This window comes from Streptomyces sp. NPDC088116 (assembly GCF_044741745.1).
Taxonomy (GTDB): domain Bacteria; phylum Actinomycetota; class Actinomycetes; order Streptomycetales; family Streptomycetaceae; genus Streptomyces.
This window is the reverse complement of sequence record NZ_JBIUTF010000004.1, coordinates 139,742-165,157: the sequence shown is the minus strand read 5'-3', so window position 1 is coordinate 165,157 and position 25,416 is coordinate 139,742. Positions and strand designations below refer to the sequence as shown.

The following is a 25,416-nucleotide window of genomic DNA, read 5'->3' as shown; positions in this document are numbered from 1 at the left end:
CGGCGATGGGGTCCCGACCGTCGGCGGCCGACCGGCTCTGCCTCTGCCCCGGCGGAAAGGTACGCTCCACCGAGCCCGCCGGCCCCCCATACGCCCCGGTCCACCCAGACTCAGCACCCGCGACAGGAGACCGGACACCTTGTCCGAGAAGTACGTCCCGACCACCCCTGCACACACCTTCCGTGAACCGCCCGGGGACGGACAGAGCACCACCACAGGCACAGGCACAGGCACCACAGGCATCGGCGCGGGTACAAGCGCCGGCCTCGCAGCCCGCCCCGACCTGCGGGCCGACTGCGAGAACTGCTTCGGGCTGTGCTGCGTCGCCCTGACCTTCGCGGTCTCGGCCGACTTCCCGGTCGACAAGGACGCCGGGGAACCCTGCCGCCACCTGCGGACGGACTTCCGCTGCGGTATTCACCAGCGCCTCAGGCAGCGGGGCTTCCGAGGATGCACGGTCTACGACTGTTTCGGCGCGGGCCAGAAGATCTCGCAGGTCACCTTCGGCGGACAGGACTGGCGGCGAGACCCGGGGACGGCGGAGCGGATGTTCGCCGTACTGCCGGTCATGCGGCAGCTCCAGGAACTGCTCTGGTACCTGAACGAGGCCCTGACCCTGGAGCCGGCCCGGCCGGTCCACGGGGAGATCCGCGGCGCGCTGGACGAGATCGAAGGCCTCACCCGGACCACCGATTCCGACGCCCTGCTGGAGCTGGACGTGGCGGCGCGACGAGCCGCCGTCAACCCCCTCCTGCTGCGTACGAGCGAACTGGTGCGGGCCCAGGTCCGGGGCAGGAAGAAGAACCGCAGGGGAGCCGACCTCTTCGGCGCGAAGCTCAAGGGCGCCGACCTGAGGGGCGCCGATCTGCGCGGGGCGTATCTGATCGCCGCCGATCTGCGGGGTGCTGATCTGAGGCTGGCCGATCTGATCGGCGCGGACTTCAGGGACACCGATCTGCGGGGCGCCGATCTGACCGGGAGTATTTTCCTCACGCAGTCTCAGGTCAACGCGGCGAAGGGCGACTCCGCCACCGCACTGCCGTCGTCGCTGGCCCGCCCCGCCCACTGGTAGCGCGGCTCAGCCTCGGTCGCCCATTGCGCGGGGACCCCTCACTCCCACCACTCGCCCTGTGGGCGGCGCCGGGCTCTGCGCCGTACGAGGAACAGCGCGACCACGGCGAGACACGCCGAGCCGGTGAAGACCACCGGCAGCGGAAAACCGGATCCGGGTCCCTCGCCGTCGGCCCGTGCGGACCGCTCCGCCGTCGTCGCGGGTGCGGTACGTACCGCCTTCGCGATCGCACCGGGCCCGGCGGGCCCCGCCGTGGCCGTGGGACTCGGCGGAAGCGGCGGGACCGGTGGCGCGGGCGGCTGGAGCGAGCCCACCGGCCTGGCCCGCCCCTTGACGTCGAAGCCCCAGTCCAGCAGCGACCTGGCCTCCTCGTACACCTGATGCCCCGAGCCCCACTGCGGGTTCATCACCGTCACCACGAGGGTGCGACCGCCGCGCCGGGCCGCCGCGACGAGGGTGTAGCCGGCATCCGACGTGTAGCCGTTCTTGATGCCGATCAGCCCCGGATACGGCTCGACCCCGTCCTCGCCGCTCAGCAGCCGGTTGGTGTTCACGATGCCGAAGGTGCCCCCGTACCCGGGGAACTGCGCGTCGACGGTCGAGCTGTACCGTACGAACGCGGGTGAGGCCAGGCCCGTACGGCCGAAGACCGCCAGGTCGTACGCCGAGGACACCTGCCCCTCGGCGTCGTAGCCGTCCGGCGAGACGACATGGGTGTCGAGCGCTCCCAGCAGCTTCGCCTTCTCCTGCATCTGAACGACCGTCGCATCCCAGCCGCCGTTCATCTCGGCGAGCGCACGCACCGCGTCATTGCCGGAGCTGAGGAACACGCCCCGCCACAGATCCGCCACTTCGTACGACTCGCCCGCGTTGATACCCACCAGACTGCTGCCCGGTCCGATGTCCTCCAGCTCGGACTCCTTGACCGTGTGCCGGGCGCGTTCGGACAGATGAGGGAGCGCGGTCACGGCGAAGAGCGTTTTGAGGGTGCTGGCGGGCGGCAGTCTGCGATGCGCGTTGCGGGCGGCCAGCACCTCACCCGTACGGGCATCGGCGACCAGCCAGGACAGTGCGGACACGTCGCCCGGCGGCTGGGGAGCGCCGGGCCTGAGCCGTACCTGCGTCCCCGACCGGTACAGCAACGAGCCGTCCACGGGTCCTTCAGGGGCCGCTCCACGGGCCGCTCCGCCGCCCGCTCCAGGGGTTGCCGAGCCGCTGGAGGCAGGGGCCGGAGGCGAGGCCGTGGACGGTCGGGAACCGGGCAGGCCCGAGGTCCGGCCGGGCGGATCGGTCCGGGCAGCGGCGATGGCGGTGGCCGGTGCGGTCACCGGAGGAAGGACCAGCAGGCCGGCGGCGAGTGCCGCCGTCACGGACGCCGTCTTGGAGAAGGCGGAGCGCGGCACGGATCTGATGACCATTCGGCCACGGTAGGAACGGACCGGGGCCCGCGCACCGCGCATGAGCCGACCGGACGTATCCGCGCCCGGCGCCGGGGTGTGCCGCCGGGGCCGTTCCCCGCGCTCGGAGGGGCGCGGATATGTCCGGCAGGCACACGCGTGCTACCGGCGGAAGCCGCTCGGCCGCGTTGTGGAAGTCCCACTCCCCGGCACGCGTGTCACACGCGATAGCGCGAATGGGTGACGTCCACGCCCCGAGCCGTTGACAGCGGGCTCCCCGGCTTCACCGGAGCGCTGCGTGTGACGACGCCTGCGGGTCACCCGGTCGGGTGACCCGCAGGCGTCGGGTGAGCAGCCGCTGGCCGACGACACTCATCGGTCGGCGGAGGCGGCGGCCTGGTCCGTCGCGGTGTCCGGGCCGTGGGGCTCCCCGGCTTCCCGTTCCGGCTCCCGCGCCGGCCCGGCCGGCTCCCGTACGGTCCCGGTGCCGAGCGCGTCGAGCAGCCGGAGCCGGTCGGCGGCCGCCGTGCCGGGCGCGGCGGAGTAGGCGGCGATACGGAGATCGCAGCCCGGCACGGTGAGGGTGTCGCAGTCCAGCGTCAACGGACCGACGTCCGGGTGGTGCACGGTCTTGACGCCGGTGTCGTGGAAACCGGTGATACGGGAGTTCCACAGCGCAGCGAACCGGCCGCTGACGCGCCGCAACTCCCCGATGAGGAAACGCAGCCGTACATCGGTGGGGTAGTGGACCGTGGCGGCCCGGAGATCGGCGACCAGGGCCGCCTCGAACCGCGCCTCCTGCTCCACGGTGTGGGTGATCCGGCTGGGCGCGCCCGTGAAGTGCTGCCAGGCCGCGTTCCGGCCGCGCCCGGAGAGTTCCGACGGGTCCCCGACGAGCGCCGCCCACAGCGGATTCCAGGTGAGCAGGTTCCAGGTGGCGTCGTAGACCCCGACCGGGGTCCCCGGAAGGCGGCCGAGCAGCCGCCGGACGCTGGGGGGCACGCGCTCCGAGACCCGTGCCAGGGCGGGCGGGGACTGTCCGGCGAGCAGGAAGAGGTGCCGGCGCTCGTCGTCCGACAGCCGCAGGGCGTGCGACAGCGAGGCCAGGACCTGTACGGACGGTGAGGTCGCCCGCCCCTCCTCCAGCCGGACGAGATAGTCCACGGACAGGCCGGTCAGCTGGGCCAGTTCCTCGTACCGCAGGCCGGTTTCCGGGCGGGGCTCGCCCACGGGCAGCCCGGCCTCGGCCGGTGCCATCCGGTCACGCCAGCGATGCAGGGCCGTGCCCAGCTCTCCGTGTCGGGTCATGCAGTCAGTATCAGTGGGTACGGCGACGACCGCCTGATACCGCCGGGTACCCCGCGCGGGCGGCGTGGCGGTACGTCGTGGGCGCCGCCCCGGGGACGGTCCTGTGCCGTGACGAAACTTTTCTCCATCACATCGTTCGGGGTGTGTCCCCGGCGCCGGACCTCCCGGGCCACGCACACGACCGGGCGGTCGGCCGTTCCCCGAACACCGTCCCCGGCGAAAGGCGTTGCGAGAAGACGCCAACCGTTCACCTCTCGCCAAGATCCGGATTACGGTTGATCCCGAAACGTGGCGCGGCCTCTGCCGAGCTTCGCCACAGACCGGGGAGCGGGGGAGCGGGGCATGCTGGATCCCATTTCGCTGGGAGCGATCGGCGCGGTGCTGGGCGCCGTGGGCGCGGGAATGGGCAATGAGGCCGGGAAATGGGCCTGGGAGTCGGCCGGCGGCCTGGTGCGCCGCATCGTGGGGCAGGAGGTGGCCGCGCCCGCCGGGCCCGCCGAAATGGAGTCCGTCGCGCAGCGGATCCATCAGGCGGTGCGGACCGATCCGGCGCTCGCCCGTGCCTGGACACTGTTCGCCCGCACGGCTCCCGGTCTCGCGGCGGCCGACGCCGTACCGCGTCTGCCCGCCTCCGTACGGTTCTTCACGGACCGTCAGGGACCGATGAGGCTCCTGGAGCGGGAGGCCTCGCGCAAGGCGGACGGACGGCCCCGGGTCGCGCTGATCCATGGCCCCGAGGGCATCGGCACCAGCGCCCTCGCCCTTCACTGGGGGAGCCGGAAAGCGGACCTCTTCCCGGAGGGACAGCTGTACGCGGACCTGCGGGGCGCCTCGGCGGGGACCGCCGTGGACACCTCCGTCGTGCTGCGGAGCCTGCTCGTCCGGCTGGGAATGAGGCAGGAGGAGATACCGCGGAGTATGGCGGAGCGGCGCGAGACCTTCCGGCGCTGCGTCGCCGACCGGCGCCTACTCGTCGTGCTCGACCACGCCCACTCGGCCGCGCAGGTCCTGCCGCTGCTGACCTCCGCGCCGGGGGTGTTCACCGTGGTGGTCGCCCGCCGCCCGTTGCCCGGTCTGGACGCGTGGAAGGTCCCGGTGGGGCCCCTGTCCGACAGGGACGCGCGCCGGCTGCTCGCCGACCTCACGGAGCAGGAGACACTGGCGGCCGCCCGCCCCGTGCTGCCGCGTGTACTGGAGCGGTGCGCTGGTTCGCCGTACGCCCTGCGGGCAGTGGCACCACAGCTCTCGGAGGAGCACCGACCGCCGGGACCGGCGGGGCTCTCCGGACCGGCGGGGCTCTCCGGACCGGCGGGGCTCTCCGGACCGGCGGGGCTCTCCGGACCGGCGGGGCTCTCCGGACCGGCCGGGTCGACGGAACCGCAGAGGGAGGAGACGGCTGTCATGTCCGGGAGCGACCCCGTCCGTACCGCCGCCGAGAGCGTGTACCGCGCGCTGGAGCCCGGCGTCGCCAGGGTCTACCGGCTGATGTCACTGCGCGAGTGGCCCGCGTTCGACGCGGCGGTCGTCGCGCACACCGTCGGCATACCGGAGGCCGAGGCCGTCCGGTCCCTCGCTGAACTCGCCGACCGGCAGCTGCTGGAGCGGACGGACACCGACCGCTACCGCTACCGCCCGGCGGTCCGTGCCCATGCCGAGGAGGCGGCGAGCCGCGAGGACCGCATCGCGGCCTGCGCCGCGGCTCTGACCCGCACGGTCGAGTGGTATCTGCGCCTCGCCGTGCGCGCACGGCTCGCCGCCCTGCCGCAGGGCTGGGGGATCGGCCCGCTCTACGAGGAGTTGGCGCAGAGCCCTTCCCCGTACGGCGACGAGGGCGAGGCACTGACCGCGCTGGGGGACGAGCTGGGCAATCTGATCCAAGCGGTGTACACAGCCGAGGAGTTGGGCGATCCGGACTCGGTCTACCAACTGTGCCAGGCCTTCTGGCCGCTCCAGCTCAAGGCGGGCCGTCACGACGAACTCCTCCCCGCCCTCCGGGCCGGAGCGCGGGTGGCCGAGGCCCGGCATCCCCGGTCCCGTATGGCGGGGCGGATGCACTCACTGCTGGCGCTGGACCTGATCGAGCTGCGCCAGTACGAGGAGGCCGAGCCCCAACTGGTCGCCGCCGCCGAGGCCGAGGCGGCATCCGGGCATCTGCGCGGACACGCCTCGGCCGTCGAGTCGCTGGGCCTGTTGCGGCTGCGACAGTGGCGCCATGAGGAGGCATACGCCTGCTTCGGCGAAGCCGGCTCCCTTCTCGACGGGATCCGCCCGGGGGACGAGGGCGAGCGCGACCTGCCCCGGGCCCGCGCCCTGCTGGAACGGCACAGCGGCCGGGCGCTTCGCGACCTCGGCAGGTTCGCCGAGGCCCATGAACGGCTGGGCACCGCACTGGAGTTCTTCCGCGCACACGACGCGTACAACGCCGCCCGTACGCTCACGGACCTCGCCGAGACACATCTCGCCGAGGGAGACGCGCGGGGCGCGCTGCCGCTGATCGAGGAGGCGATGGTCCCGCTCGACAAGGAGAAGGCCGGCTACCACCTCGCCCATCTGCGGGCCCTGCGCGAGCGCTGCCTCAACTCGCAGGAGTCGCAAGCGTGACCGATACACGGTGCGAAGCGCCGCCGGTCCGTACGGTCATCCCGCCCGCCGTCAGTTCCTCCAGGGCCTTGCCCGCCGCCAGCCAGGCGTGCAGGGCGGAGGCATAGGCGGCGGGGTCGGCGGCCGGGGGATCGCCGACGAGGCGTAGCAGCGAGCCGTCCCGAGTGCGGACGGTGCAGCTGCCGCCGTCGGTGACGTACGACGCCAGGGCACAGTGCGGATGGCGCGCCAGCACCTCCGCCGACCACTGCCCCGGAGTGCCGAACCGGACGTCGTCCGCCATGCCGTACCGGTAGATCACATCGGCCAGGGCGAGCCTGCCCGGATCGAGGGTGTCCTCGTGCACGGCCGTGTGCGCGTCGCCGTCTCCCGCCGGTTCCGACCGGGGCTCCGCGTAGCGGCTCACCCCGATGTCGCCCGTGCCCAGCAGCCTGGTCACCACACGCATCGGAGCCGTCCGTTCCACCCGTTCGTACGGCGGCAGCGGCAGCGGGTCCAGCAGGGCGGGTTCCGGCGGCTCGGGGGCACCGATGAGCTGGTAGAAGTGGCGGCGCAGCAGTGTCGCGGCCTCTCCCGGTACCGACGAGACCAGCTCCGCGGGACCCGGTGCGGGCAGGTGCTCGGGCCGCGGTCCCGGCCCGTCCAGCAGGGCGTCCAACTGGGCCCGCAGCGGTGCGGACGGCGCGAGCCGCGGAGCCTGCCGTACGAACGCGGCCACCGGGGAGCGCGCGTCGAGGCCGTGGGCCGATCCCGCTCCCAGCAGTACGGGCGTGCCGAGTGCCGCCGCGTAGTAGCTGACGGAACCGGTGTCCCCGATGACCACGTCGGCCGCGATGAGCGCCTGACGCCACCCCTCCAGCGGATCCACCAGGGCCAGCCCGCCCCGCCGTGCCCGGTCCGTCCAGGCGCGGATCTGCCCGGGGCCGTGACCGTTCCAGATATTGGGGTGCAGCACGGCCACCGGCCGGTACTCGTCCGCGGGGAGTTCGGCGGTCAGGCGTGGCAGCAGCGACGGCAGGAGGTCCTCACCGCCGCTGTCCCCGAAGAGGGAGTCCGGGTTCCAGGTCGAGTTGAGCAGGACGAGCCGCTGGCCTGCCCGTACATCGAGGGCCCGGCGGAAGCGTTCGCGCTGGGGCAGGGCTGCCCGTATGCGGTCGAAGCAGGGATCACCGGCGAGGACGGCGGTCGAAGCCGCCTCAGGGCAGGCGGCGCGCAGCCGCTCCAGCTGTTCGGGGTGGGAGAGGACCATCGCGTCCGCGATGGGGGAGCCGTCCGAGAGCAGCCACTCGGGAGACATGCCGAAGACGGGCGGAGCGGCAACGGGATCGGGATCGGGATCGGGATCGGGCGAAGGGCGCCCGGTGTCCGGTGTCCGGTGTCCGGTGTCCGGTGTTGCCAGCCTCTTATTGTAGCCAACGCCATGCGAGAGAACGGTCAATCTGCCGTCTATTCGGTGAAGTTGGCCGCCGAAACTCGCGGAGATGGCCAGCTCCACCGGGAGGTCGACCGCCTGTTCCCACGGCAGGACAGGTACGCCTGTCCCCGCCAGCAGCTCGGCCACGCCGGCCTGGAACGGCGAAGACCCGGTGCAGGTCGCGAGCAACTGCACCCGCAGGTCGTCGCGGAACAGCGGCAGGACGTCCAGCAGCCGGGTGGCCGAGGTCACGTTGTGCACGACGAACAGGACCCGCAGGCATCGTCCCCGTGTCGCCCAGCGTGCCGAGCCGGCCCCCACCGGCACCCGGATCCAGTCGGTCCGCCCCTCGATCACCGTGTGTCCCCCCGCTTGACCGCCACGCCCTCATGGCGCTCACTGGCCTCATCCGTGACCGGCCACGATAACCAAAGCCCCCTGTTGTGGAGTGCGGGGGCGGTTGGCTTCAGGGCAAGCGCGAAGCAAGTGAGGCCCTGTCAGGGGCTGTTGGCCATGACGTATCCGTGGCGGGTGGCCCCGTAGTCGTTTCTCGATCAGGGGTTCCCCGGTCGCGCAGAATCGTCACTCGTCGTGCTGTCGCGTGAGCGCAGCGTGTAAACGCGCGAGTCTATGTCCGATGGGGTGGCCTGTGTGTGGGGTTGCAGAAATATGCGGATGTGGCGAACCGGTCGGGCTAAGCTCTGGCGGAGCGCGCCGAGTTGATACGTAATCAGGCACTTGTTCCCATGTGTCTCGATCGTTCGAATGACCCCGATTGAATCGACCGCCAGAGGGCTTACATGGTTCGTCTCGAAGCACCCCCGAATGAACAAGCGTCCCCAGCCGCCCGTGCTCTGGTCATCCCCGCCGTCCTGACGGCGGCGGCTACGGCCGTCGTGATCGCCGCGACCCCCGAGGCCGCCCGGATACCGCTCGTGCTGTACGGCACGGTGGCGACCGTCGTCGTCGCCTGGTGCGTGATGGAACTGTCCCGCCGCGCCAGGACGGTTCGTATGCTCCACGAGCACTACGCCCAGCGCGTCGCCTCGTTGGACCGGCGGCTCGCCGAGCACGACGAGGAGACCGTACGGCTCGGCAAGGATCTGATGCCGGCCGCGATCCACCGCCTTCGTCAGGGCGAATCACCCATGGAGGTGATGCGCGCCGTCGTGGACGGTGACGAGCGGTACCGCGAACTCCCCGAGGCACAGCGCTCCTTGCTCCACTCCGTCCTGCGGATCATCGACGACGAGGAGGCGATGCGTGAGTCCGCGCAGCGTTCGTTCGTCAACATCGCCCGCCGCGTGCAGTCCATCGTGCACCAGCAGGCCAGCGAGCTGAGGGAGATGGAAGATGCCCACGGCCGGAACCCCGAGGTCTTCGACGACCTGCTGCGGATCGACCACGGCACCGCGCTGATCGGCCGGCTCGCCGACAGTATCGCCGTGCTCGGCAAGGCCCGCCCCGGACGCCAATGGCCCAAGCCCGTACCGCTGTTCAGCGTGTTGCGGGGTGCGATGTCCCGGATCCTGGAGTACCAGCGGGTCGATCTGCACTCGATCGCCAAGGTCGCCATCATCGGCACGGCCGTGGAACCACTCATTCACGCGTGCGCCGAACTCCTCGACAACGCCACCCGCTACTCGCCGCCGCAGACCCGCGTCCATGTCACCGCCGTCGAGGTGCAGACGGGGATCGCGATCGAGATTGAGGACGGTGGCGTCAGCCTCAGCGAGGAGGCGCGGACCCGGGCCGAACGCATGCTCGCGCAGGCCCAGGCCGGTATCGACCTCAACGACCTCGGTGAGACACCGAGGCTCGGTATGGCCGTGGTCGGCCGCCTCTGCCAGATGTACGACTTGCAGGTGTCCCTGAGGCAGTCCGCGTACGGCGGTGTCCGCGCGGTCCTCATCGTGCCGCGTGATGTCGTCACCACCGGACCCGCGCCCGGCATCGCCCATGGCATCGGCGCCTCGGCGCTGCCCCGCGGCAGCGGCGCCGGGCTGCCCACGACGGACGTGCTGCGTCCCGCCGACCGGGTACCCCGGCCGGCCGGCGGTCCACAGCCGTCCGCACCTCTGGTGGTGAGCATGGACGACGACGTACCCGTGGTCACGGAGTGGACGGAGAACGGGCTGCCGCAGCGGCGCAGCCGCGGCCGCGCCCCGCTCGGCTCGCACAACCTCGGCCCCCGGGGCGGGGCGCACGCGCCGGCCGGCGGGCGCCGTAACGGAGTGCCGAACAGGGCCCCGTTCGGTACCCGTTCGGGTATCGGCAACGGTGTCCCGGCCGACGGCGGCAGGGACTCGGAGAGGGGTTATGGCAGGGACGGGGGTCACGGCACCCGCCGGGGTCCCGGCAATGGTCGCGATCCCGGGAACAGCCCTGACTCCGGCACCGGCCACCAAGGCGGTACGGCGGACAGCGAACCCGGGCCCGGCATCTGGCTCGAAGCATTCACCAAGGCGGTCAACGGCACTCCCCAGCAGCCGTCGACCGGTTCCGGGGAGACGTCGGCACAGCCCGGCAACCGCGGAGATTCCGACGATTTACGGGGCAAGGGAGATCTGAAGTGATCCAGCAGCGGGCGAACATGGACTGGATGCTCAAGGAGCTGGCCGACGGGGTGCCGCAGATCCAGCAGATCGTGGTGCTCTCCGCCGACGGGCTCCGGATCGCCCGGCACGGCGGCGATCCGGATGTCGCCGACCGGCTCGCGGCCGCCTGCGCCGGACTTCAGAGCCTCGCCGCCGCCGTGGCGGTCGAAATCCCCCACAGCGACGGCCGGATGCGGCTCGTCGTCATCGAGGTCGGGGGCGGCTTCTTCTATCTGATGGAGGCCGGGGCGGGCGCGTATCTCGCGGTCCTCGCCGACGAGACGGTGGACGCGGGGCTGGTCGGGGCCCGGATGCGGGACATGGTCGTCCGTATCGGCGCCCATCTGACAAGTCCCCCACGCCACGACGGGCAGGCCGGATGACCCCGCCTCCCCGACGAGAACGCCGGCACCCCGAGGCGGAGGCGGTCGACCCGGAACGGTTGTACGTGATCACCGGCGGGCCGGACGGCGCCGAACGGGCACCGTTCGATCTCGTCACCATGATCGTGGCGCGTGACGAACCGTCGCCGACGGTGCAGCCGGAACAGGCCGCGATCCTGCGGCTCTGCCGGGCACCGCTGTCCGTGGCCGAGATCTCCGCCTACCTCAGCCTCCCCTTCAGCGTGGTGACCGCGCTGCTGACCGAACTCCTCGCGACCGAGCTGGTCGAATCGCGCGCGCCCATAGTCCGCGCCGCGCTTCCCGACCGGTCCCTTCTCGAAGCGGTGATGCATGGACTTCAGAAACTCTGACACGATCACGGGCCCCAGGAGCGAGGACGTCCTGCCCACCACGGCCACCTCCGCGGTGAAGGTCGTGATCGTGGGCGGATTCGGGGTCGGCAAGACGACGATGGTCGGCTCGGTCAGTGAGATCCGTCCGCTCACCACCGAGGAGACCATGACCCAGGCCGGGGTGGGGGTGGACGACAACTTCGGGGTGGAGAGTAAGACCGCCACGACCGTCGCCATGGACTTCGGCCGGATCAGCATCACCGAACAGCTGGTGCTCTACCTCTTCGGCACACCTGGCCAGGAGCGCTTCTGGTTCTTGTGGAACGGGCTCTTCGAGGGGGCTCTGGGAGCGGTGGTGCTGGTCGACACCCGGCGTCTCGAAGTCAGTTTCGACGTGATCGGACGGCTGGAGGAGCGCGGCGTACCGTTCGTCGTCGCGATCAACACCTTCCCGGACGCGCCGCATCACCCCGTCGAGGCGCTGCGAACCGCCCTGGACCTGCCCGACGAGGTCCCGATGGTGGACTGCGACGCGCGGTTGCGGGCGTCCAGCCGCGATGTCCTGCTGACGCTGATGCGGTACCTGCACTCGCTGACCGTGTCGCCCGGCTGACGGATCTCACCGTAAGCCGGGCTCCACCAGCGCGTCGCAAGCCGTGCCCCACGAGCGCATCGCAAAAGCCGTGCCCCACGAGCCCTACGAGACCCACGAGTTCTACGTGCCTCATATGCCCCATGAGTCCCACGCGCCCCTGGCGTCTTCGCGAGCCGTGCTCCGTCCGTACGAGCCCCCATCCCCGCGCGGTCGCACCCACCCCGGCGCGGCGGGTGCCCGTGCGCCCCGAGAGCTGTCCCCGTACCTCTTCGGCCTGATCCCCGAATCGGCCTGATCCCTGGAGTGACCGTGACCACCCCCTTTTCCCACCGGCCCGGACCGGACGGCCATGCGGCGCCGCCCCCCGGCTGCCCGGCCCACGGCCTGACCGCCAACGGCTTCAGCGGCAAAGGCCTCACCGCCGACGGTGACAGCTGCACCGGCCCCGCCTCCACCCGCCCCCGGCGGCTGTACGGGCCGGAGGCCGAGAACGACCCCATGGGCCTGTACGAGAAGCTGCGCGCCGAACACGGCTCCGTAGCACCGGTGTTGCTCCAGGGCGACGTGCCGGCCTGGCTCGTCCTGGGACACAGCGACAACCTGCACATGACGCGCACACCGTCGCAGTTCTCCCGGGACTCCCGGCGCTGGCGCGCGCTCCACGACGGCACCGTGGCCCCCGATCATCCCCTCGCCCCCATCTTCACCTGGCAGCCCCTCTGCGTCTTCGCCGACGGCGCGGACCATGAGCGGCTGCGCGGCGCGGTCACCGAGTCGATCGCGCGCATCGACCACCGGGGCGTCCGGCGCTACATCAACCGCTACAGCAACCGGCTGGTCAACGAGTTCTGCCAGGACGGCAGGGCCGACCTCGTCAGCCGTTTCGCCGAGCATCTGCCGATGATGGTGATGGCACAGATCCTCGGTATGCCGGAGGAGTACAACGAACGTCTGGTGCAGGCCGCCCGCGACATGATCAAGGGCACCGAGACGGCCATCGAGAGCAATGAGTACGTGATGGCCGCACTGCGCCGGCTGGTGGCCCGCCGCCGTGACGCGCCCGAGGAGGACTTCGCGACCTGGCTGACGGAGCACCGCGCGGGGCTCACCGACGACGAGGTCAGCCAGCACCTGCGGCTGGTCCTCATCGCCGCCTACGAGACCACCGCCAACCTCATCGCCAATGTGCTGCGCATGGTGCTCACCGACCCGCGGTTCCGGGCCCAGCTCAGCGGTGGCCATATGACCCTGCCCGAGGCGGTCGAGCAGACGTTGTGGGACGAACCCCCGTTCACCACGATCTTCGGCCGCTGGGCGGTCGGCGACACCGAGCTGGGCGGACAGCACATCAAGGCGGGTGACGCGCTGGTGGTCGGGATCGCCGCGGCCAACGTGGACCCGGTGGTACGCCCCGACCTCGACGCCTCCATGCAGGGCAACCGCGCCCATCTCGCCTTCAGCGGCGGCCCGCACGAGTGTCCGGGACAGGACATCGGACGGGCCATCGCCGACACCGGTATCGACGCGCTGCTGATGCGATTGCCGGATCTGCAACTTGCCGTGGAGGAGCACGAGTTGCGCTACTCAGCGGCTCTGATGTCCCGTCAGTTACAGGAACTGCCGGTGACGTTCGCGCCGAGGCCACCGCAGGACATCACCGGGCCGCCGAGCCCGTCCGCCCCCGTACCGCGTCCGCAGTGGCAGGTGGATTCACCCCGGCCCGGCTCCGTACCGCAGTCTCCGGCCGCTTCGGCGGTTCCGCCCGCTTCCGCGGCTCCGCCAGGAGCGCGGCAGACCGAGGAACCGGCGGCATCAGCACCGCCCGCGGAACCGGCGGCGGTGATCCCGGACCAGCGCTCGGACAGCGCACCGCGGCGCGCCTGGCAGAGCGTGACCCGCTGGTGGCGCGGGTACTGACGGGCGGGTCCCGGCGGGGAGCCCATCGCGCCGTATCCGCAGGTCGGCGGATACGGCCGGTGTCCCGAGCCGTCCCGTGCTCTCCGCCCTCGACCGATCGCCACCGAAGACCGGCCGCCGACACCGTTTTGCCGGATCGGCAACGGGAGTGGCGTGACCGGGATACGGCGGGCGAGGGTGGTCCCGTGACCAACGACATCGCAGCGGGATCGCCCGCATCCGACGCCCCTTCGCCTGCCGACGGATACATCGGAGACCCCGCGCTGCGGGCGGAATGGGACAACCGGTACGCCGACCGACAACAGCTGTGGAGCGGCCGGCCCAACGGTGCGCTGGTGGCCGAGGTCGCCGGGCTCACCCCCGGGCGGGTGCTCGACATCGGCTGTGGCGAGGGCGCGGACGCCGTCTGGCTCGCGCGTGGCGGCTGGGACGTGACCGCGCTGGAGGTCTCGGGTGTGGCGCTGGAGCGGGCGGCCGGGCACGCGCGGGACGCCGGCGTCGCCGTTCGCTGGGTACACGCCGCGCTGACGGAGGCGGCGCTCCCGCCGGCCTCCTTCGACCTGGTCTCCGCGCAGTACCCAGCCCTGCTGCGTACCCCGGACGCCGCGGCCGAGCGGGCGCTGCTCGCGGGCGTCGCGCCCGGGGGCGTGCTGCTGCTCGTACACCACGCGGGGATGGACACCCAACAGGCGCACGACAGCGGGTTCGACCCGGCCGACTACGTCTGGCCCTCGATGGTCTCCGCTCTGTTCGACGACGACTGGGAGGTGGAGGTCGACGAGCAGCGGCCACGCGTGGCACCCGAGGGTGGTGCGGGCGCGCACCATACCGACGACCTGGTGCTGCGTGCGCGTCGGCTGCGCTGACCTTCGCTCATCAGTCCGTCGCGTCGCGTCGCTGAGCAGCGCGTTGAGTGGCGCGCTGCTCGGTTCCCCGGCCCGGTCGTCCTCGTGGGTGGTGATGAGCGCGGCCGCGATCGATCCGCCGCTGAAGGAGCCACTCGCACCACTCCCGAGGTCAGTTCGGCTGCCGACGGGCCCGCTTCACCTCGCGGTCGATGGCCCAGGCGTCGGCGACCGGCCCGATGTGGCGGATCTTGTCGGGATTGAGCAGCCCGCGGATGGTCTGAATCCGCCCGTCGAGCACCTCGACGACCATGAGGTAGAGCACCTTGCCGTCCCGGTCGCGGAGGATCGCGCCGGGCTGGCCGTTGACCTCGTGCGGCTCGATCGACACGTCGATCCGGAGCAGCCAGGGGAAGGCCGCGCCCAGCACCCGCGCCACGTTCTCCGCGCCCATGATGGCCTTGGCGAATTGCGGGGCCTTGCCGCCGCCGTCCCCGACCAACTGCGCATCGGCGGCCAGCAGATCCGTCAGCCCGCCCACATCGCCGTCCTTCAGCGCGTCGAAGAACCGCGTCGCCAGCTCCTGCCGCTCCTGACCGTCCGCCGCGAACCGCGGCCGCCCGGCCTCCATGTGCCGCCGCGCCCGTACCAGCAGCTGCCGGCACGCCGCCTCCGAGCGCCCCACCGCCGCGGCGACCTCGTCGAACCCGAAGGCGAACACCTCCCGCAGGACAAACACCGCCCGCTCCAGCGGGCTGAGCCGCTCCAGCAGCAGCAGCGCGGCCATCGACACCGAGTCGGCCAGCTCCACCGACCGCGCCGGGTCCTGATACGGATCGCTCAGCAGCGGCTCGGGAAACCATGGCCCGACATACTGCTCCCGCCGCACCCGGGCGGAACGCAGCACATCGATCGAGATCCGGGTCACCGCGGTCGACAGAAAGGCCTTGGCCGACGTGGGCCGGGTCGCCGAGCCGTCGAAGCGCAGCCATGTCTCCTGCACCGCGTCCTCGGCCTCACCCACACTGCCCAGAATCCGGTAGGCGATCGAAAACAGCAGCGGCCGCAGTTCCTCGAACTCCTCGACCTTGCTCACACTGAATCCTCTCCCCGTGAAGTCCCGTGAAGCCCTCCCACCCCGGCGTACTCGCCGGCGCGGGCGGCCTCCGGTGACATCCGGACCACTGGTGGGCCAGAGTAATGCCCCGTGCCCCCGTCCCGGAGCCCTCAAGCACCCGAGCCCGGAGCCCTCAAGCACCCGAGCCCGGAGCCCTCGGCCGGACCCCGGGCCGGTCATTGATGCCGTTCAGTGAAACTGTCCGGGCTCGTAGTCGCCGGCCGGCCGCTGGGCGATGACGTTCAGCCGGTTCACCGAGTTCATGAAGGAGACCAGGATCACCAGGGCGGAGAGCTGCTCCTGGCCGTAATGCTTGGCGGCGTGCGCCCACACCTCGTCGCTGACCCCGCCCGCCGCGTCCGCGACCCGGGTCCCCTCCTCCGCCAGCTCCAGAGCCGCGCGCTCGGCCTCGGTGAAGACCGTGGCCTCCCGCCACGCCGCGACCAGGTTCAGCCGCACCGCGGCCTCACCGGCAGCGGCGGCCTCTTTGGTGTGCATGTCGATGCAGACGGCGCAGCCGTTGATCTGACTGACGCGAAGAGCCACCAGCTCCTGCGTGACGAGCGGCAGCGGCGAGTCCTTGAGGACCTTGCCCAACGACATGAAGTACTTGAGGGCCTTGCCGGCGGTCGGGTCGGCGAAGTAGTCCAGTCGCGCGTCCATGGTGTGCTCCTTCGGGGTCGTCAGTGGCTACACCCCTTGAGACGAGGCAGGCCGCTCCCCTGTGACATGGCCCAAGGACTCTTCCCGCACATGATCTTCCCTCCCCGCCGCGGCCGGTGGTCATGTGGTCATTGATGTGTCCTGAAGGGCGAGGTCTCCGAAGTCGCTTTGCGGACGGTTGAGTTGGGCCAGCCGGCGGCCGTCTCGTCAGCACGCCGTGTCCAGTTGGTCCCACCACCAGGCGATCGTGGGAATCGGAAGCGGCTCCAGGCTGTTGTCGGCCGGCTGCTGCTTCCACCATCCGCCGGGTGCCGCCCTCGGGCCCGACGGTACGGAGTAACGGGGGCAGATCGACGCCCAGTCGAGATGGCCCCGGACGAACTGCCCCAGCCCCTTCACGTACTGCCGCAGACCGCTGTCCGCCTCCTTGAGGACCTGTGCGGCCAGCCGGTCGAAGAGCACCATGACGCGGTCCCGCATGGCCACGGCGCGTACCAGGGCGTGACGCGGGCCGCAGTCCTGCTCCTGGCACAGGACATCGATCAGATTGAGGTTGTCGCCGGCCCGCAGCAGTTCCTTGTTGCGGGAGTAGAGGTCGTTGTCCCAGCTGACCAGTGTCCAGGTGATCTCCGTGAGGGCACGCACCCGCGCGTCCTGCATGGCGTCCTCCGCCACGGAGAAGCCGCCGACCACCTCGATCATCGCGGTGGAGGGGGCCATCCCGATGGCACGCATCCACAGCGTGATGTAGTCGTCCAGCGAGGGCAGTTCCGCGTTGCGGCGCCAGGACGCCTCCCACACCAGTCCCGACGTGTAGACGCGCATCGCCTCCGTCAGCCGGCGTACCTGGACCGGTGACGCGAATCTCTCCAGCTCCAGCCTGAGCCGGCGCAGCGCGGTCGTGTGCGGTGAGTCGCTGGGCGCCCGCGCGTCCGGGGCCTCCACGGCGCGCATGATGCGCGAGGTCTCCTGGGCCAGCAGGTCAGGCGTGGCTTCGGATTCGTCGCACACTCCGTCGTCCAGCGAGAAGAGCACGGCGTGGAACTTGGCCATCAGGGCGAGTGGTTCGAGCCGTCCGTACGGCATGGTCGCGGCGGCCAGGCCGCCGAAGTCGCAGATGGCGAGACGTTTGAGCTGGTGTTCGTCGGTATCGAGCCGTTGTTTGAGCATCCACCGTACGGTCTGGTCATTGAGGACCTCGACGGACGGATGTCTGGCGGGCGGAACCGGACAGTAGAACGGCACTGCCGGAAGCTGTTGGACCAGACTCTGTTCCAAGACATCCGGGACACAGGTCATGAGTCGGCCTCCTGGTGCAGCATGCGGGGCGGCTGGTGTGGCTGGGACAGGTGGGGCGGAGATGCGGTGGGGCGTTGTGCGTGGGCGAGCGTATATGTCCGTGTCGGATCGTTGGCAACTATGCAAGTGGGCAATGCCTGGCCGGAATTGACTACTTACGAGGCGGGTTTATCACTTCCTGTAGGGATTCCGCGAGACCTCGGACAGAACGCGTTCAGCTCCCCGAACAGCGCCCGCCCATTTGTCTACTGGCCTCGACCGCTCTCCATGTGGCCAAAACGCCGCTGCCGGTGGAGCATTTTCAGCATGCCCCGGAACGGATATGGGCAGGGCCCGGAAGGTCGGCCGTACATAGATCGGCGTAGGTAAGGCTGGTACGGATGTACGAGGGTTCTTCTGGACGTGCCAGTGCTGGTACCGGCGGCCGGTGGGGCCGGGCAGCGGGCGTGCGGACGGCATCTTCCTGCACTTCGGCGGGAGTTGAGATGGATGGCGGCGACACCGCCGCGGCCGTGTCGTTGACGAAATCTGTCCGCTCATGCCGGTGGGCCCTCCCCCCAAGGAGGGCCCACCGGCCGGGAAGTGCGCCGCTCCCGTCCCCACGGTGCGGCGCGGGCGGGTCGTCGTCCTCCGCTCGGACGACGACCCGCCGGTCATGAGGGCGCGGGAACTCGCAGCCCGAGCGCGGGGAAGACGGAGGCCTCCAGGAAGCGGTTGAGATAGGCCTCGTCCACGGGCCGGCCGTCGATCATCATCCGGGCCCGCATGACGCCGATGAGCTGGACGGCCACGAACTCGACGGCGGGGTTGCCGGCCTCGATCTCGCCGCGTGCCACGGCGCGGCCGATCATCGCCTCGATCGCCGTGATCTCCGGCTCTATGACGGCCTCGCGCAGCGCCTGGAGCAGCTCCGGATTCTGCAGGACCGCGTGGCCGAGCGCGTGCATGAGCGCGGTGTCGCGGCCGGATCCCACCACCGCGGAACGGGTCGCCGCGCGCAGATCCCCCGCGAGGGTCCCGGTGTCGACGTCCGCGAGCCTGACGCAGCTGGTGCCCCGGAGCGCGGCGGCGACGAGCTGCGGTTTGGTGCGCCACTGGCGGTAGAGCGTGGACTTGCCGCAGCGGGAGCGCGCGGCGACACCCTCCATGGTCAGCGCGTCATAGCCGCTCTCCCTGAGGAGATCGAGGGCGGCCTCGTAGAACTCCCGTTCCCGTTCCGGCGTGATCTTGGAGCGGCGCTGTGGCGGCGTCATCGTCTCTCCTTGTCCGACCCTCGCGGGCGTCGGTACGACAGTGTACCGATACGCCAGTGTACCGATACGGAACCGTATCGGTACACTGGCGTATCGATAGGGCGGGGTCCCGCACCACGCCACCGCACCACCACGCCGTCACCTCGCGACGTGCCGTCCCATGCAAGGGGGCCGGGTGATACCCACCCGCACGGGGCCCGTCGAACGGGAGCAGGACACTTCCGCCCGACCGCCCCTCGTACGAGAGCTGCCATGCGTCGTGCCGGGCACGCCACCGCATGTCTCACCGGGCGTTCCGTCAGGGGCGGCCCGATGAACGGCGCGATGCCGGTCGCCGTCGTGCTGTCACTGGTCTCCGCCGTCGCGTACGCCTCCGCTGCCGTGGCGCAGGAACGGCTGGCCGCCCGCACCGAAGCCGGCGTCGGGCTGCTCACTCTGCTGGGGCGCGGTGCCTGGTGGGGGGCGGTCGGGCTGAACGCGACCGGGGCGCTGCTGCATGTGGTGGCGTTGACGTACGGGCCGCTCACCGTGGTCCAGCCGTTGGGCGCGCTCACGCTGGTCGCGGCCGTACCGCTGGGCGCGCGCCGGGCCGGGCGGCAGGTCAGCCGAGGCGAGTGGCGCGGCACGGCCTTCACGCTCCTCGGCCTGGCGGTGATCCTGCTGACGGCCGCGGGCGCTGCTCCGAACGTCACCCTCACCCTGCCGCAGGCGCTCGCGGCCGCGGGTGTCGCGATGGCGCTGGTGGCCCTGTTGACCAGGCCGGGAGCCCGTCCGGGGCTGCGGCACGCGGCGGCCTCGGGGATCACGTCGGGGGTTGCCTCGGCGCTCACCCAGACGGTGACGGTCGCCGCCACGGCGCGCGGCGCGGACGCGTTGCCGCTGTGGCAGGTGGGGGCCGTGGCGCTGGTGGTCGCGGCCTTCGCGTCGGGCGGTCTGCTGCTGTCCCAGACCGCCTACCGCGGCGGACTGGGGGCGCCCCTCGCGGTCCTCACCCTGGCCAACCCCGTCGCGGCGTCGGTCATCGGACTGGTGCTGCTCGGCGAACGCCTCCAGGGCGGCGCCGTGGGCGTCGCGGCGGCGCTCGTCGGCGCGGTGGTCGCGGCGCGTGGGGTGGTCCTGTTGACGCGGGCGTCGGCCACGCGGGCGGGGGAAGCGGGACTCGGGTGGGATCCGGCGGAGGTCTCGGATCCAGAGCGAGAGCCAGAGCCGGATCCGAAGCCGGATCCGGAGCCGGGACCAGATCCGGAGCCGGGACCAGATCCGAAGCCGGATGTGGAACTGGTGTCCCTGGATTCCGTGATGTCTCCGGGGGCTGTGGTGCCTGCGGGGTCTCCGGCGGTTCCGGGGCCCTCGGCGGTTGCGCCGGAGACATTGCCCGCGGCCCTGGCGATGTCCGGTTCGCCCGGCGGCACCACCCGGTTGGCCGTGCCCAGGGTCCCCGTCCGGGGAGCACCGGTTCCCCTGTCGCCGTTGCCCGGCGACCTTACCGGGCAACCGTCCTCCCTGGGCCCACAAGGGCGGGCGCCGAAGCGGCGGCGGTGCAGGAGGCGTTCCCGCGCCGGGGCGTGAAGCTGCGCTGTTGGGCCGGTTAAGAAATCCTCGATGGACTGGACCGGTCGGTGATCGGCAGATTGGTGCACGACCACCGATCAGTGATCACCGCCGCGATCGTCGATCACGCGGAGAGCACCGATCACCGATCACCAATCACCGATCTCGACCGTGATCGACGATCTCCGCACGATCACTGATCACCACGGAGCGCACCGATCTCCGTCGCGATCACCGATCAGCACCATCACCCCGGGAGCCGCGCCCATGAAGGCACTTGTGAAACAGAAGGCCGAGCCGGGGCTGTGGCTCATGGACGTGCCGGAACCGGAGACCGGGGCCGGGGACGTACTGATCAAGGTGCTCCGTACCGGCATCTGCGGCACCGACCTGCACATCCGCTCCTGGGACGGCTGGGCCCGGCGGGCCGTCGACACGCCCCGCGTCCTCGGCCACGAGTTCGTCGGCCAGGTCGCCGCCGTCGGCGCCGGTGTCGAGGACATCTCCGTCGGCGATCTCGTCAGCGGTGAGGGCCATCTGGTCTGCGGCAAGTGCCGCAACTGTCTCGCCGGCCGACGGCATCTCTGCCGCAGTACCGTCGGCCTCGGCGTCGGCCGCGACGGAGCGTTCGCGGAGTACGTCGCTCTGCCCGCCTCGAACGTCTGGGTGCACAGAGCCGAGGTGGACCTCGATGTCGCCGCGATCTTCGACCCCTTCGGCAACGCCGTGCACACCGCGCTCTCCTTCCCGCTCGTCGGTGAGGACGTACTGATCACCGGCGCGGGCCCCATCGGGATCATGGCGGCGGCCGTGGCCCGGCACGCCGGCGCGCGCAATGTCGTGATCACCGACGTGAGTCCGCACCGCCTCGCCCTCGCCCGCAAGGCCGGTGCCACCCTTGCCCTCGACGTCTCCGGCGCGGGCACCGGCATCGCGGACGCGCAGCGGCAACTCGGCCTCAAGGAAGGCTTCGACATCGGCCTGGAGATGTCCGGACGGCCCGAGGCGCTGCGCGACATGGTCGACAACATGACGCACGGCGGGCGCATCGCCATGCTCGGACTGCCCGCCGAGGAGTTCGCCGTCGACTGGTCGAAGATCGTCACCTCGATGATCACGGTCAAGGGAATCTACGGCCGCGAGATGTTCGAGACCTGGTACGCGATGACCGTGCTGCTCGAAGGCGGGCTCGACCTCACGCCCGTGATCACCGGCAGTTACGCGTACGAGGACTTCGACGAGGCGTTCGACGAGGCGTCCACGGCCCGCAGCGGCAAGATCATCATCAACTGGGCGGCGTGAACCGGTCCGTAGCCGGACCCCTGTACCGGACCGTGAACCGGTCTGTGAGCCGCCTCGTACCGAAGGCCCGTATCGCGCCCACCGGCCCCGGCCACCCCGCCGTAGGCGAACCGAGACCCCGACACCCCAAGGAGCCCTCCATGTACGCGTCCGTCAGGGACGAACTGTCCGCCACCCTCGGCGAGATCCGCGAGGCCGGTCTCTTCAAGCCCGAGCGCGTGATCTCGACCCCGCAGAGCGCCTCCGTAGCCGTGAGCACCGGAAGCACTCCCAGCACCTCCCGTACTCCCAGCACCTCCCGTACTCCCAGCACCTCACGTACCCCCGGCGCCGGCACCGCTCCCGGCGAAGTCCTCAACTTCTGCGCCAACAACTACCTCGGCCTCGCCGACCACCCCGCGGTCGTCGCCGCCGCCAAGGACGCGCTCGACCGCTGGGGTTACGGCATGGCGTCCGTACGCTTCATCTGCGGCACCCAGGAGATCCACAAGGAGCTGGAACAGCGCCTGTCCGCGTTCCTCGGCCAGGAGGACACGATCCTCTACTCCTCCTGTTTCGACGCCAACGGCGGCGTCTTCGAAACGCTCCTCGGGCCGGAGGACGCGGTCATCTCCGACGCGCTCAACCACGCCAGCATCATCGACGGCATCAGGCTCTCCAAGGCCCGCCGCCTGCGGTACGCCAACCGCGACCTCGCCGAACTGGAGACCAGGCTCAAGGAGGCGCAGGACGCTCGCCGTCGGCTGATCGTCACGGACGGCGTGTTCTCCATGGACGGGTACGTCGCCCCGCTCGCCGAGATCTGCGACCTCGCCGACCGCTACGACGCGATGGTCATGGTCGACGACTCGCACGCCGTGGGCTTCGTCGGTCCCGGCGGCCGAGGTACCCCCGAACTGCACGGCGTGATGGACCGTGTCGACATCCTCACCGGCACCCTCGGCAAGGCGCTCGGTGGCGCCTCCGGCGGCTATGTCGCCGCCCGCGCCGAGATCGTCGCGCTGCTGCGCCAGCGCTCCCGTCCGTACCTCTTCTCCAACTCCCTCGCCCCCGTCATCGCCGCCGCGTCGATCAAGGTGCTGGATCTGCTGGAGAGCGCGGGCGAGCTGCGGGACCGGCTGAACGCCAACACCGCGCTCTTCCGAGAGGAGATGACCGACGCGGGCTTCGAGATCCTGCCCGGCGATCACGCCATCGCCCCGGTCATGATCGGCGACGCGGCGCAGGCGGGCCGGATGGCGGAGCTGCTGCTGGAGCGCGGCGTCTACGTGATCGGCTTCTCGTACCCCGTCGTCCCCATGGACCGCGCGCGGATCAGGGTGCAGCTCTCCGCCGCGCACTCGACCGACGACGTGGAGCGTGCGGTCGCGGCGTTCATCGACGCGCGCGAGGCGATGAAGCGCGAGCGGGGCTGAGGGGAAGAGGACGGGCCGACGACGTGCCTTCGCGCCCCGGCCCGGCTCGCCCGAATCGGCCCGCCCCACCTGGCAATATGGCCGAGTGATCGACTCCCGACGGCTGCGCCTCCTGCGGGCCGTGGCGGACCACCGCACGGTGACCGCCGCGGCCGCGGCGCTGTACCTCACCCCCTCCGCCGTCTCCCAGCAACTCGCGGTGCTGGAACAGGAGACCGGTCACGCCCTGCTGACCCGCAGCGGCCGGGGTGTACGGCTGACCGCCTCCGGCGAGATCCTGCTGACCCACGCGCACGCCGTCCTCGCCCAGTTGGAGCGGGCCGAGGCGGAACTCGCCGCGTACGCGGGCGGCGTGGCCGGGGAGGTCACCGTCGCCGCCTTCGCCACCGGCATCGCGGAGGTCCTGGCACCGGCCCTTCAGCGGCTGGCCGGGCCGCACCCCGGTATCCGGGTCCGGGTCCGGGACGCCGAGGGCGACGAGAGTCTGCCGCTGGTGCTCGACGGGCGGGCGGACCTCGCCGTCGCGGTCGAGTACCGGGGCGCCCCGAGCGAGGACGATCTGCGGCTGTCCCTGGTGCCGTTGTACGCGGAGCCCTTCGACGCGGTCCTGCCCGCCGCGCACCCGCTCGGACTCGGCGCCGATGTCGCGCTCGCGGAGCTGGCCGACAGTGACTGGATCGGTCCGTATCCCGGCAACCCCTGCCATGACGTCATGCAACTCGCCTGCGAACGCGCCGGTTTCCAGCCGCGTCTGGTGCACTCCTCCGACGACTTCCGCGCGGTCGTCGCCCTCGCCGGCGCGGGCGCCGGGGTGGCGCTGGTCCCGCGTTCGGCGCTGCGCGGCATGGAGCTGAAGGGCACGGTCGTACGTCCCGTGTCGGGCCCCGCCGCGACGCGCCGCGTCTTCGCCGCCGTACGACGGGGAGCGGAGGACCACCCGCTGATCCGCCCGGTCCTGAACGCCCTGGCACAGGAGGCTCAGGACCTGCCGAGGGTCTGACCCGACCGGCCGGCCCTCCCGAGGCGGGCGCCACACGACACGTAACACCTCTCGGCGCTACACCCTTCAGTGCGACAGCACCAGCACCAGCAGCAGAACCAGGGCCAGTCCCGTCGCGATCGTCGCCACGCGCGAGACCTTCCGGCGTGAGGGGAGCTGGACCACTTCGGTCCGCTCCCTGCCGGGGAAGACGTAGAAGACCCGGTTCGGTTCGGTCACCAACTCGACCCGGACCACGTTGAGGTGACGGATGGTCACACGTCGGGCGACCTCCCGTGCCCGTCGGACGAGGCGCCGTTCGATCTCGGCGCGGTGTTCCGGGGCCACATCGTCGGGCAGCGGATGGAACCCGGTGAGGACGGTCCGCTTCCAGTCCCCGACCCGTGCCATCCGGCGCCGGACCTGATAAGGCGGACGTTTCGCCGGCAACGACACCTCGTCGCTGCCGGGAGTGTGCCGGATGGTCCCCTCCCTCCAGGAGGTCCTCCGGCCCTTCCCGCCGCACGCCGGGTGCTCGACCACGCCGGAGGCCTTGCAGCGGGCGCAGTTCACGGTCCCCTTGCCCTTGCAGTCCGGGCAAGGGACGACACCGCGCCCACGGCAGGCCGGACAGGCCGCGTCCGGTCGGCCGCACGTCGTACAGGTGACGCGCTCCTCCGGCTGCCCGGATGTCCGGCGTCCCGCCGCCTGCCCTCCGGACGCCCGCTGCGCCGAAGCCCGTTGCGTCGAAGTCCCCTGTCCCGAAGCACGCTGCCCAGCGGTCCGTTGCGCGGAGGCCCGTTGCGCGGAAGTCGGTCGGCCGCCCCCGCGCTTACGGTTCGCGCTCTCCGCGCACGCCGTGCACGCCTCCACCCCGAGGCAGCCCTCGCACACCACCGTCGGCGGGCAGTCGTACCGACCGCTTCCCGTACAGCGCGGACACTGTGTCTTGCCGTCCTCGCACACGCAGACGACCTCGCGCACCGAGTCGCGCAGCACCATCGTCAGTCTCTGCGGTGTCGTGGGGTCCTTGGGCGGCTCGAAGTGGTGATCCTCGATGGTGTCGTACGCGGCGCGCCCCGACAGATCGACCGAGCCGGGCTCCGACCTCTCGATCTCCGTACGGGCCTCGATCGACCGGTCGATACGGAAGTCGATGACCTGCGACCGCTCGACCGGCAGCGCCTGGGAGACCAGATGCGATCCTTCGCCGGGCAGGCCGATGTGCTGGGCGACGGCCTTGAATATGGCTTCTTCGGATGGCACTTCGGCCATGGCCGGCTTCCTCCGTCCCCGACGCGGACTGCGCCGCGCAGACCGAAGGGTAGAAGGATTTCTGATGCCCTCTCAAGTAG

19 protein-coding genes and 1 pseudogene are annotated in these 25,416 nt (G+C 71.2%); 12 read left to right on the top strand and 8 right to left on the bottom strand.

From position 1 onward, the window contains the following. The first annotated feature begins 241 nt into the window (after positions 1 to 241). Positions 242 to 1,072 (top strand): pentapeptide repeat-containing protein, encoded by an 831-nt coding sequence (locus tag ACIOJD_RS17705; protein ID WP_401915486.1) that lies wholly within the window; start codon positions 242 to 244, stop codon positions 1,070 to 1,072. 38 nt (positions 1,073 to 1,110) lie between these two features. Here ACIOJD_RS17705 and ACIOJD_RS17700 read toward each other — a convergent pair whose 3' ends face one another. Then, positions 1,111 to 2,490, bottom strand: coding sequence for a D-alanyl-D-alanine carboxypeptidase family protein (locus ACIOJD_RS17700; RefSeq protein ID WP_401914228.1), 1,380 nt, complete (start codon positions 2,488 to 2,490; stop codon positions 1,111 to 1,113). Between the two features lie 351 nt (positions 2,491 to 2,841). Beyond that, positions 2,842 to 3,777, bottom strand: coding sequence for a helix-turn-helix transcriptional regulator (locus ACIOJD_RS17695; protein WP_401914226.1), 936 nt, complete (start codon positions 3,775 to 3,777; stop codon positions 2,842 to 2,844). Between the two features lie 342 nt (positions 3,778 to 4,119). Here ACIOJD_RS17695 and ACIOJD_RS17690 point away from each other — a divergent pair, with 342 nt between their 5' ends. Then, a complete protein-coding gene (locus tag ACIOJD_RS17690) occupies positions 4,120 to 6,378 on the top strand; it encodes a tetratricopeptide repeat protein (protein ID WP_401914223.1) in 2,259 nt (752 codons plus the stop codon). Here ACIOJD_RS17690 and ACIOJD_RS17685 read toward each other — a convergent pair. Further along, positions 6,353 to 8,149, bottom strand: a complete 1,797-nt coding sequence (locus ACIOJD_RS17685; protein WP_401914220.1) for a hypothetical protein — start codon at positions 8,147 to 8,149, stop codon at positions 6,353 to 6,355. The genes ACIOJD_RS17690 and ACIOJD_RS17685 overlap by 26 nt on opposite strands. Before the next feature lie 443 nt (positions 8,150 to 8,592). On the opposite strand from ACIOJD_RS17685, the gene ACIOJD_RS17680 reads away from it, so the two are divergent. The 6 genes from ACIOJD_RS17680 to ACIOJD_RS17655 all read left to right on the top strand — a co-directional run bounded on the left by ACIOJD_RS17680 (position 8,593) and on the right by ACIOJD_RS17655 (position 14,503). Beyond that, complete coding sequence (locus ACIOJD_RS17680) at positions 8,593 to 10,368, top strand: ATP-binding protein (RefSeq protein ID WP_401914217.1); 1,776 nt, start codon at positions 8,593 to 8,595, stop codon at positions 10,366 to 10,368. Then, the gene (locus tag ACIOJD_RS17675; RefSeq protein ID WP_401914214.1) at positions 10,365 to 10,772 is read left to right on the top strand and encodes a roadblock/LC7 domain-containing protein; all 408 of its coding nucleotides are present in this window, start codon (positions 10,365 to 10,367) and stop codon (positions 10,770 to 10,772) included. Before ACIOJD_RS17680 ends, ACIOJD_RS17675 begins: the two co-directional genes overlap by 4 nt. Further along, positions 10,769 to 11,143: a DUF742 domain-containing protein gene (locus ACIOJD_RS17670; protein WP_401914211.1), complete on the top strand. Its 375-nt coding sequence runs from the start codon at positions 10,769 to 10,771 to the stop codon at positions 11,141 to 11,143. The genes ACIOJD_RS17675 and ACIOJD_RS17670 overlap by 4 nt, the downstream gene beginning before the upstream one ends. Beyond that, positions 11,124 to 11,738, top strand: a complete 615-nt coding sequence (locus ACIOJD_RS17665; protein ID WP_401914208.1) for a GTP-binding protein — start codon at positions 11,124 to 11,126, stop codon at positions 11,736 to 11,738. Before ACIOJD_RS17670 ends, ACIOJD_RS17665 begins: the two co-directional genes overlap by 20 nt. 291 nt (positions 11,739 to 12,029) lie before the next feature. Continuing rightward, on the top strand, positions 12,030 to 13,637 hold the full coding sequence (locus tag ACIOJD_RS17660; RefSeq protein WP_401914206.1) for a cytochrome P450: 1,608 nt from the start codon (positions 12,030 to 12,032) through the stop codon (positions 13,635 to 13,637). A 185-nt stretch (positions 13,638 to 13,822) separates the two neighbouring features. Further along, on the top strand, positions 13,823 to 14,503 hold the full coding sequence (locus tag ACIOJD_RS17655; RefSeq protein WP_401914204.1) for a class I SAM-dependent methyltransferase: 681 nt from the start codon (positions 13,823 to 13,825) through the stop codon (positions 14,501 to 14,503). A gap of 151 nt (positions 14,504 to 14,654) precedes the next feature. Here ACIOJD_RS17655 and ACIOJD_RS17650 read toward each other — a convergent pair whose 3' ends face one another. The 4 genes from ACIOJD_RS17650 to ACIOJD_RS17635 all read right to left on the bottom strand — a co-directional run bounded on the left by ACIOJD_RS17650 (position 14,655) and on the right by ACIOJD_RS17635 (position 18,814). Continuing rightward, positions 14,655 to 15,578, bottom strand: coding sequence for an RNA polymerase sigma-70 factor (locus tag ACIOJD_RS17650; RefSeq protein WP_401914201.1), 924 nt, complete (start codon positions 15,576 to 15,578; stop codon positions 14,655 to 14,657). Positions 15,579 to 15,788: 210 nt separating this feature from the next. Beyond that, a complete protein-coding gene (locus ACIOJD_RS17645) occupies positions 15,789 to 16,262 on the bottom strand; it encodes a carboxymuconolactone decarboxylase family protein (protein WP_401914198.1) in 474 nt (157 codons plus the stop codon). 207 nt (positions 16,263 to 16,469) lie between these two features. Continuing rightward, positions 16,470 to 17,561, bottom strand: a complete 1,092-nt coding sequence (locus ACIOJD_RS17640; RefSeq protein ID WP_401914196.1) for a hypothetical protein — start codon at positions 17,559 to 17,561, stop codon at positions 16,470 to 16,472. Positions 17,562 to 18,214: 653 nt separating this feature from the next. Then, on the bottom strand, positions 18,215 to 18,814 hold the full coding sequence (locus ACIOJD_RS17635) for a TetR/AcrR family transcriptional regulator (RefSeq protein ID WP_401914193.1): 600 nt from the start codon (positions 18,812 to 18,814) through the stop codon (positions 18,215 to 18,217). Between the two features lie 312 nt (positions 18,815 to 19,126). Here ACIOJD_RS17635 and ACIOJD_RS17630 point away from each other — a divergent pair. From ACIOJD_RS17630 to ACIOJD_RS17615, 4 genes and pseudogenes are all read left to right on the top strand, one after another. Then, positions 19,127 to 19,958: pseudogene (locus ACIOJD_RS17630) on the top strand (hypothetical protein); the annotation flags it as partial. Positions 19,959 to 20,632: 674 nt separating this feature from the next. Beyond that, positions 20,633 to 21,667: an L-threonine 3-dehydrogenase gene (gene tdh / locus ACIOJD_RS17625; protein ID WP_401914191.1), complete on the top strand. Its 1,035-nt coding sequence runs from the start codon at positions 20,633 to 20,635 to the stop codon at positions 21,665 to 21,667. 140 nt (positions 21,668 to 21,807) lie between these two features. Then, positions 21,808 to 23,082: a glycine C-acetyltransferase gene (locus tag ACIOJD_RS17620; RefSeq protein ID WP_401914189.1), complete on the top strand. Its 1,275-nt coding sequence runs from the start codon at positions 21,808 to 21,810 to the stop codon at positions 23,080 to 23,082. Between the two features lie 85 nt (positions 23,083 to 23,167). Continuing rightward, positions 23,168 to 24,082 (top strand): LysR family transcriptional regulator, encoded by a 915-nt coding sequence (locus ACIOJD_RS17615; RefSeq protein WP_401914186.1) that lies wholly within the window; start codon positions 23,168 to 23,170, stop codon positions 24,080 to 24,082. A gap of 66 nt (positions 24,083 to 24,148) precedes the next feature. On the opposite strand, the gene ACIOJD_RS17610 is transcribed toward ACIOJD_RS17615, so the two are convergent. After that, on the bottom strand, positions 24,149 to 25,336 hold the full coding sequence (locus ACIOJD_RS17610) for a hypothetical protein (protein ID WP_401914182.1): 1,188 nt from the start codon (positions 25,334 to 25,336) through the stop codon (positions 24,149 to 24,151). Positions 25,337 to 25,416: the final 80 nt, after the last annotated feature.